Annotated in this window: 7 protein-coding genes and 2 pseudogenes; 5 read left to right on the forward strand and 4 right to left on the reverse strand. The window is 64.4% G+C overall.

Annotated features, from left to right (window positions below):
- Positions 1–1,045, forward strand: a 1,045-nt coding sequence (locus FGL98_RS24155) for an IS256 family transposase (protein WP_146321324.1), incomplete at its 5' end; no start/stop codon positions are given.
- A gap of 10 nt (positions 1,046–1,055) precedes the next feature.
- Entirely contained in the window at positions 1,056–1,316 is a 261-nt protein-coding gene (locus FGL98_RS24160; protein WP_146321326.1) for a hypothetical protein, read from the forward strand.
- Here the strand turns inward: FGL98_RS24160 and FGL98_RS24165 are convergent.
- The gene (locus FGL98_RS24165) at positions 1,309–2,289 is read right to left on the reverse strand and encodes a putative transposase (protein ID WP_146321328.1); all 981 of its coding nucleotides are present in this window, start codon (positions 2,287–2,289) and stop codon (positions 1,309–1,311) included. The two genes, FGL98_RS24160 and FGL98_RS24165, sit on opposite strands and share 8 nt — an antisense overlap.
- A 410-nt stretch (positions 2,290–2,699) precedes the next feature.
- Here FGL98_RS24165 and FGL98_RS25635 point away from each other — a divergent pair, with 410 nt between their 5' ends.
- On the forward strand, positions 2,700–2,846 hold the full coding sequence (locus tag FGL98_RS25635) for a hypothetical protein (protein WP_186526367.1): 147 nt from the start codon (positions 2,700–2,702) through the stop codon (positions 2,844–2,846).
- A 208-nt stretch (positions 2,847–3,054) separates the two neighbouring features.
- A complete protein-coding gene (locus FGL98_RS24170; RefSeq protein WP_222432396.1) occupies positions 3,055–5,361 on the forward strand; it encodes a xanthine dehydrogenase family protein molybdopterin-binding subunit in 2,307 nt (768 codons plus the stop codon).
- A gap of 354 nt (positions 5,362–5,715) precedes the next feature.
- Here FGL98_RS24170 and FGL98_RS24175 read toward each other — a convergent pair.
- A pseudogene (locus FGL98_RS24175) lies at positions 5,716–6,125 on the reverse strand (IS1595 family transposase).
- 35 nt (positions 6,126–6,160) lie between these two features.
- Here FGL98_RS24175 and FGL98_RS24180 point away from each other — a divergent pair.
- A pseudogene (locus tag FGL98_RS24180) lies at positions 6,161–6,268 on the forward strand (transposase); the annotation flags it as partial.
- Positions 6,269–6,483: 215 nt separating this feature from the next.
- Here the strand turns inward: FGL98_RS24180 and FGL98_RS24185 are convergent.
- Together FGL98_RS24185 and FGL98_RS24190 are read right to left on the reverse strand one after the other, a co-directional pair.
- A complete protein-coding gene (locus FGL98_RS24185; protein WP_146321332.1) occupies positions 6,484–7,482 on the reverse strand; it encodes a tyrosine-type recombinase/integrase in 999 nt (332 codons plus the stop codon).
- Between the two features lies 1 nt (position 7,483).
- Positions 7,484–8,010, reverse strand: a 527-nt coding sequence (locus tag FGL98_RS24190) for a tyrosine-type recombinase/integrase (RefSeq protein WP_146321334.1), incomplete at its 5' end; no start/stop codon positions are given.

Consider the following 8,010-nt stretch of genomic DNA (forward strand, 5'->3'; position numbering starts at 1 on the left):
TCGGCCCAGGGACCGTAACGCCACGTTCTCCTCGAAGGTGGTGCCCAAGGGCGAGCGGCGGATGGATGGCCTGGACGGGATGATCATCTCGTTGTACGCGGGCGGGATGACGGTCCGCGATATCCAGCACCACCTGGCATCCACGTTGGGCACCGAGCTGTCGCACGAGACCATCAGCAATGTCACCGAGTCCGTCGTCGAGGAGGTGCGGGCCTGGCAGTCACGCCCGCTGGACGCGTTCTACCCGGTGATGTATCTGGACGCGATCATGGTCAAGATCCGCGATGGCGGACATGTGTCGAACCGGGCCGCGTACATCGCGGTCGGAGTCGACATGTCCGGCGTCAAGCACGTGCTCGGGATCTGGGTGCAGGCCAGTGAGGGAGCGAAATTTTGGTCCCAGGTCTGCGCCGAACTGGCCAATCGCGGGGTGCGAGACGTGCTCATCGTCTGCTGCGACGGGCTGACCGGGCTACCCGAGGCGATCGAGGCCACCTGGTCCAGGGCGCTGGTCCAAACCTGCACCGTGCACCTGATCCGGGCGTCGATGAGATTCGTTTCCTACAGCGACCGTAAGGCCGTCGTGGCGATGCTCAAGCCGATCTATACCGCGGCGACCGAGGACGCCGCGCTGGCGGCGTTGGCCGAGTTCGCCGACTCCGAGCTGGGCAAGAAGTACCCCGCTGCGGTCGCCACGTGGGAGCACGCGTGGGACCGGTTCACTCCGTTCCTGGCGTTCAGCCCGGCCTTGCGCAAGCTCATTTACACCACGAACAGCATCGAGTCTTTGAACTTTCAGTGCCGCAAGATCATCAAGAATCGTGGGCACTTCCCCAACGACGCGGCCGCGGTCAAGCTCTTGTGGCTGGCGATCATGAACATCGAGGACAAGCGAGCCCGCGAACGCGCCAAGGAGGCGGGCAAGCCCGCGTCCGAGCGCAAGGCCCCCGCCCGGCTCGTCGAGGGCTCGACCATCCAGACCTGGAAGACCGTCCTCGGCGAGCTCGCCCTGGTCTATCCAGACCGGGTCAACCCCTACCTGTAAGGCCAAACCCATGACAGGCAACAACATCCCGTTCCTCGAGCATGATGCCGAGGCCGCCGGCGACGTGCCCGGCTTCGGTGGCATGACCGTGGCCGAGGTCCTCGCCCAGGTCGAGGCCGTCCTGGTTCACCTCAGCCCCAAGGGTCACGAGGAGATCAACCGCGCCATCGATCGTGCGGGCATCTCCTCCGACATCGGACTGCTGATCGACACGGTCCAATTCACCCGAAGCGCCCTCACCCACGCAACCGACGAAATCGAAATCAACTAAATCCGAACGCACTACTTACACAAAAGACTTGACAGGCTCGCGGATTCGTCTTGACCTCCGGGGCCCGGTCCAGCCCGAGGACCCGACCCAACGCGATCGGATCAACTCTCGTCGCGCCTTCGACGCGGGGCTGCCCGGCCAGCGTCCGCAAGGCGGCCTCGACCAGCACACTGTCCAGCCCGTAGAACCCGTTCGGCAGCCGGCCGAACGCGTCGCGGGCACAATCCAATAGGCCCGTCGCCTCCAACCCGGGAAGCGCGAGGAACAACCCGGCCAGCGGCACCCGCGCCGACGGCGTGAACGTCGGGCGGGCGTGGTCCAGCAGCCCCCACCGGGCCAACTCCCGCTCCGTGTATCGAGGTACCGGATCGGCCAGCACCGGCAACCGATCCCGATCGACGGCAGCATCACCGGCACGGTCGGTGTCCTCAATGCCGGGAACATCGTCAACCTCGTCACCGACACTGGCGCCGGCAGGAGCGCGGTCCTGGTCACTATCGGTGGTGTGCCCGCACGCGGATCGTGAGTCCTGGTGGTCGGCCAGGGCGCGACGGACCGTGTCGGTGGACACGCCGACCTCGGCGGCGATCGCCCGCAGCGACCGGCGTTGACCACGCAACCCGACGATCCGGACGGACAGCTCCTTCGTCAGCTTGCTGGGGCCTTTCGGACCCCGCCGGTTCGGTGCAAGGGCAACAATCCCGACCGCGTCCGCGCGCTGACCCCACCGGCGCAACATCTCCGGGTCGACACCGAACCCGGCGGCGACCGCCACACCGGTCGCGGCCTTGATCCGCACCAGTTGCACCGCCGCCAACCGGCGCCCGGCCTCATCACCCGCGTCCCACGCGAACACCAGTTCGCCCCGAATGAACACGCGACCGCCCTGCCCGTCTTCCACCAGCGCGGCGGCCGAACTCATCAAGGTCGCATCCGTCACGGGCACCAGTGGGAGAGGTCGCTGCGCCGTCATGACTGCCATTGTCCCTACCCCACATAATCACTTGAAAACCATAGCAATTATCGGCTCACTTTGATTGGAGTAGCAACCGTCATGATCGGGAATTCCCCACTACGGCAACAGGATCAACTTCCGGCAAACGCGACTATGTCGGGAGTCCTGAAACCCGACCCGCAAGAGCGGCTTGACAACTCCATAGGGACCCCCCAATCGAGCTGGAAGCAGATCCGTTGGCGCTACTGCGGCGGCGGAGGGTGGCCAGCCACCAAGAACCAGGCGTGGTTCGACCCCGCTGCCGTGACCACTCGCTGGTATCGGTATCCGGGCAACACCATCCGGTTCCGTGGCCGACCGTCAGTCGGATGAAGCACTCTCGCACCGCTCCCCGGATTTGTGGGAGAGCCCGGTGTCCGGTAACACGCATGCGGACTCCACCAACTGGCGCCCAGCACGAGGACCTGGGTCAAGCCCAATACGACAAGCTCACAGTCGGGTACGCCGCCACCGTCCGCATCATCATCGACCACTGGCTCAAAGCAACCTTCGTAGGTCGTAATCCGTGGAACTGAACCCATACCGCCTTCGGATAGCGGAAATCCAATTCGCCAGGCCTTCATTGAGGGGATATGCCCACGCCCCCTTCGTCGCAATACTGGCTGGGTGAGCAGCCCTACTACTCTTTCGACCTCGACCACCGCGACTACCGAAAGCCCAGGCAAGCGTGTGCGAGGCCGTGGTCATGTAGGCAGCAGCACTCCGCGTCGTGAGGACCAGCGATTGGTCCGTGGTCAAGGCGCTTTCATCGGGAACGTTGATGCCTCAAACCAGCTCTGGATGCGTGTCGTACGATCTACCGTCGCCCACGCAACCATCGAGTCCGTCGACGTCCGGGATGCTGAGCGGATGCCAGGAGTCGCTCTCGTGCTCACGGGTGAGGACCTTCTGCCCTTCGGGAAGATCCCGCTCAGGAGCGTCGGCTATCAGCGCATGTTCCCCGACATCGAGGACTATGGTCACCCAGTGCTTGCCGCGAACAATGTCCTGTATGTTGGTCAGCCGGTGGTAGCTGTCTTCGCCGACGACCCATATCGGGCCGAGGACGCGGCCGAGAAGGTGCTCGTCGAGTATGCCGAGTGCCCGCCGGTGCTCGACCCCGTCGAAGCAGCCGAGAGTGCCGTCCTTCTGCACCCGCTAGGCAACGTGCCGGCAACGTTCGTTAAGGAGTACGGAGACGTCGAACGAGTGTTCGAGGAGGCGCCACACATCTTTCGCTCAGAATTCCGAATTGGGCGGCAGAGCGGAGTGCCGATGGAGATGCGAGGTTGCCTGGTCCAGCCCGTGCGCGGACACGACGAACTTGAGTTTTGGGGCGTGGTCCATGCACACAATAGCAGACGCGTCCTCGCCGCAGTCCTTCAAATGCCCTTGAGCAGCATCCACATGCGGCCCACCGACTTTGGCGGCAACTTCGGTGTTCGCGGGGGAGTATTCCCAGAGTATGTCGCAGCGGCCGTCGCGGCGCGACGTCTCCGTCGCCCCGTCAAGTGGCTGGAGGACCGACTCGAGCATATGGTCTCCATCTCCCACGCACGCGAGCAGGTGCACCGGATCGAAGGTGCCTTCGACGCGGAGGGCCGGTTACTCGGGCTGAGGGACGAAATTTGGCACAACCACGGCGCCTATATGCGTCAGTCGGAGCCACTGATCAGTGACATCACGGCGGGTATGGTCGCGGGCCCATATCGGGTCCCCGCATACAGCGCCACCGTCCATGCCGTCATGACCAACAAGACGCCGCTCTCGGCGTATCGTGCGCCAGGTCGATTCGAGGTGACATTCGCGCGCGAACGGTTGCTCGATGTTGCGGCCCAAGAACTCGGAGTCGACCCTATCGACATGAGGGTGTTGAATGTGCTCACGAAGACGGACCTCCCCTGGGAACCAGGACTGGATATCGTCTTCGAAGGATTCCGCTTCGACTCCGGCGATGTACGGAACCACGTGGAGAAGGCGCTCGCTGCGGCCGACTTCGAGGCGTGGCGAACCGAGGCCGCAGAGCTCCGAGCCGCCGGCCGACTGGTTGGTACCGGCATGGGCGTCCTCATGGACAAGGCCGGTTTGGGGCTGTACGAAACATCCGTTGTCGACGTCGACCCGTCGGGCCGAGTCCGCGTCCTGACTGGTGCGTCATCAGTCGGTCAAGGAATCGAAACCGTATTATCACAGATTGTGGCAGATGAACTCTGCAACAATCCCGAAGAGATCGACGTTCTGCACGGCGACACCGATCAAATCCATGACGGTGTCGGCTCTTGGTCCAGCCGCTCCACCGTGCTCGCCGGTGGCGCCGCGAGAGACGCGGCCCAGGGCGTTATCAAGAAAGCCCTGCGAGTGGGCGCCAGTCTCCTGAACGTCAGGGTCGAAGAGCTCCGGTTCGACGCCGGGCGCGTGATCACGGTGGCGGAGCCGGTACGTTCGCTTGGGCTGCCGGAGATCGCCCGGCTCTGGGACGCACCGACAGCAAGACGCGCAGGGGACGAACCTGGGTTGAGTGTGTCCGGGGTCTACCGGGACGAGCACATGAACTATCCATACGGCATTACATGTGTACAGCTCGAGATCGATGCAACGACGGGGGGCCACGAAATTCGGCATCTCTTTACCAGCGCCGAGGCTGGTCGGGTCATTAACCCAATGACTACCCGTGGCCAGATTATCGGCGCGGCCATCCAAGGAGTGGGAGGGGCGCTGTTCGAGGAGTTCCAATACGACGCAGCCGGGCAGCCGCTCACGACTTCCTTCATGGACTACCTGCTTCCCGATGCTCCGGGCAGCCCCGAGGTAGACGTTTTCGTCACCGAAGATGCGCCGACTCCGGACAACCCGTTTGGGGCCAAGGGAATGGGGGAGGTCGGGCTCATCGCGATGGGTGCTGCCGTGGCCGGTGCCATTGACGACGCCCTGGGGAACGGCGTGCGGGTCACCCAAGTGCCCGTGCATCCCGAAGACATCTACGACCTTGCTGCCACCGCGCGTGGTCGAGGGCTGACGGATCGGCGCTCTCAGGAACGTGATCCAATGTGATGATGCGGTGTCATGGAGGCCCGTGGCTCCTGATTGCTGACGTGAGGGTATGCCGCTTCGTGAGGTGGTCTCGGACACTGTGGCTGGAGACTTATTTATGGCTCTCAGGGCTATCCATCTGAGCCGACTTCGATTTCCGACGAGGCGTGACGCCATGGCCGCTCGGCGCGAGGGCGGTCCAGGCTGGGCGGGTGACCGCGGCGTCCGGGCGGTGTCGGTGGGACCTTCTTGGGCTTGGGGTTCGCGATGAGCTGCCCGTAGCGCACCGGGTCATGACCGACGGCCAGTTGCAGCACCCGCAGGAACACCAGACCGCGGCTGCGTGAGCGCCGCCGGTTGAACCGGAAGCAGAACTTATAGGTACTCGGACAGGCGCTCGCTCTCGACCGCGCCCTGGTACGTGGACAGCAGCCACCGTTTGGCCAGCGACGCGACACGGTGCGCTCCGGGTAGCAGCTTGTCGATGTCCTCGCCGAGCGCCTTGGCGGCGCGCTGACTGCGCCCGTCATGGGTGTAGCCGAGTCTCTCGATGCCCAGGTAGCCGTTCCACCCGTCGGTGATCACGGTGGATCCCGGGGCGATGGGCTCAGTGATAAACCCGTGCAAGGTAACAGCGGGTTGGGAATGATGCGCATTCGACACCGCCCAAAACCCTTGGGATCGCGCAGCTCCACCGCGACGGCGACCAGCGCCTTCTTCCCCTTGGCCCGCCCTCCGGCCAGCCCGGCCTCCTCACCGCCGATGTAGGTCTCATCGACCTCCACCCGTCCCGACAGCAGCTCCCGGCCGGGCCCCCCGGATCCGCAACCGGGACGTGGTCGACACGATGTTCGTGGTGTGTGACGGGCTGAAGGTCCTGCCGGACAGCGTGAACGCGGTATGGCCTGACGCAATCGTCCAGACGTGCGCCCGGGCACGTAGGCCACGGTCCACACTGAGGGTGTCAGATGGTCTGTGTAAGCGGTGGGGCTGAGGTTTAAGGAGTTCACTGTGAGCATGACTGAGTAGTTATGCGAAGCTTCGCATAACTCATCTGATGTGAAGTCTTCGGTTATGTGAAGTTGTTGGTGTTTGGGCTGGTAGGGGGCTTGGTGGAGCCCGGCTTCTTCGCATAACGGCAGCTCAGATGGCCTGGCGGAGCCAGTCCAGCAGGTCTTGCCGGGACGCGTGGTCGTAGCGGCTTGGTCCGAGAGTCTTGCTGGCGGCGGCTTCGACGGCTCGCCGCTTCATTTCCGGGTTGGCTTTGGCGTAGACCTCGGTTGTCACGATGGACGCGTGCCCGAGGATGTCGCGGATGTAGATCAGATTGACTCCGTTTTCGAGTAGGTGCATCGCCTTCGAGTGGCGCAGCTGGTGAGGGGATACTTTCGCGGGCACGAGTTCGGGGCGGTCGGCGTGCGCGGCGTGCACGCACTTGGCAAGTATGTAGGCGGCGCCGGCTCGCCCGAGCTGTTGGCCGGTCCTGTTCGCGAACACGGGCTTGGACGAATCGTCGGGAAGCGTGCGGACGTGCTGGGTGAGGATCTGAGCGGCCTGCGGGGTCAGTGGCACGATCCGGGTCTTGCGGCCCTTCCCGGTCAGCGTGATACTGGCGGGTTTGCCGAGGTGCAGGTCCACGATCGACAGGTCGCAGACTTCTTGGACCCGGGCTCCGGTGTCGTAAAGCGTTGTCAACAGCGCGAGGTCGCGCAACCCGCGACGTGTGGCGCACTCCAGCAGCAGCCCGACTGCTTCCACGGGTAGGTAGCCGATGGCCGGCTGGGGGACTTGCGCGGCCTTGAGACTCAAGACCTGCTGAGCTTGGGCGATCTGCTCAGGAGCCTGGGTTTGGACGTAGCGGAAGAACGATTTCACCGCGGCCAGGCGCTGGTTGGCGGTGGCATCGGAGCAGTGTCTGTCGGTGCGTAGCCACCCGAGGTAGGCGGCCATGTTTGACGCGGTGAAGTCCTCGAAGGAGACCTTGTCCGGTGAGGTCGCCTGCCGCTGGTCCATGAACCGCAGGAACAGCGTGAACGCATCCCGGTAGGCGGACACGGTGTTGTGAGAGCAGGCCCGGGTGACGGGCAGGTAGATGGTCAGGAACTGGGCCAGCATGTCGGCGAAAGAGCGGGCGGTGGCCATCTCACATCGCCTCCTGTGGGAAGAGACCGGTGTACGTGCCTGCCATGGCCTGCTCGATACCGGCCCAGGCCGATGGATCCAGGCGCAGGTAGTACTCCGCCGAGATGATGTCGGCGTGACCCATGTACGTCGCCAACAAGGGCAGCCCCGCGTAGACGTCCACCCCGTCGGCGTGCATCTTCGCCAGGGCGGCCACCGCATAGGAATGACGTAGGTCATGGGCACGAGGAGCACCGCCCGACGAGGTGGTCACGCCCGCTTGGAGCATCAGTCCTTGAATGTGCGTCGTGGCCGAGCCGGGGTGGTAGGCCCCGCCCCGCGGAGACGGGAAGAACCACGCCTCGCGATCCTCGGGGACAAGGCCGACGGCGACCGCGTAGCGGCGGGCGTGCGTCACCAAAGACGGTGACATCGGCACCAGCCGGGTTCGATTGTGCTTGGCTTTGTGGACGGTGATGACGGCGTCGGCCAGGTCCACGTCGCCGACTCGCAGGGACAGGGCCTCGCCGATCCGTAGCCCGCAACACC

It is taken from the genome of Leekyejoonella antrihumi (genome assembly GCF_007845645.1).
Lineage (GTDB): Bacteria > Actinomycetota > Actinomycetes > Actinomycetales > Dermatophilaceae > Leekyejoonella > Leekyejoonella antrihumi.

Bases quoted from the DNA above. Each gene is read 5' to 3' on its own strand.
- FGL98_RS24165 (WP_146321328.1), bottom strand. From the start codon at position 2,289: ATGACGGCGCAGCGACCTCTCCCACTGGTGCCCGTGACGGATGCGACC.
- FGL98_RS24185 (WP_146321332.1), bottom strand. From the start codon at position 7,482: ATGGCCACCGCCCGCTCTTTCGCCGACATGCTGGCCCAGTTCCTGACC.
- FGL98_RS24160 (WP_146321326.1), top strand. From the start codon at position 1,056: ATGACAGGCAACAACATCCCGTTCCTCGAGCATGATGCCGAGGCCGCC.
- FGL98_RS25635 (WP_186526367.1), top strand. From the start codon at position 2,700: ATGCGGACTCCACCAACTGGCGCCCAGCACGAGGACCTGGGTCAAGCC.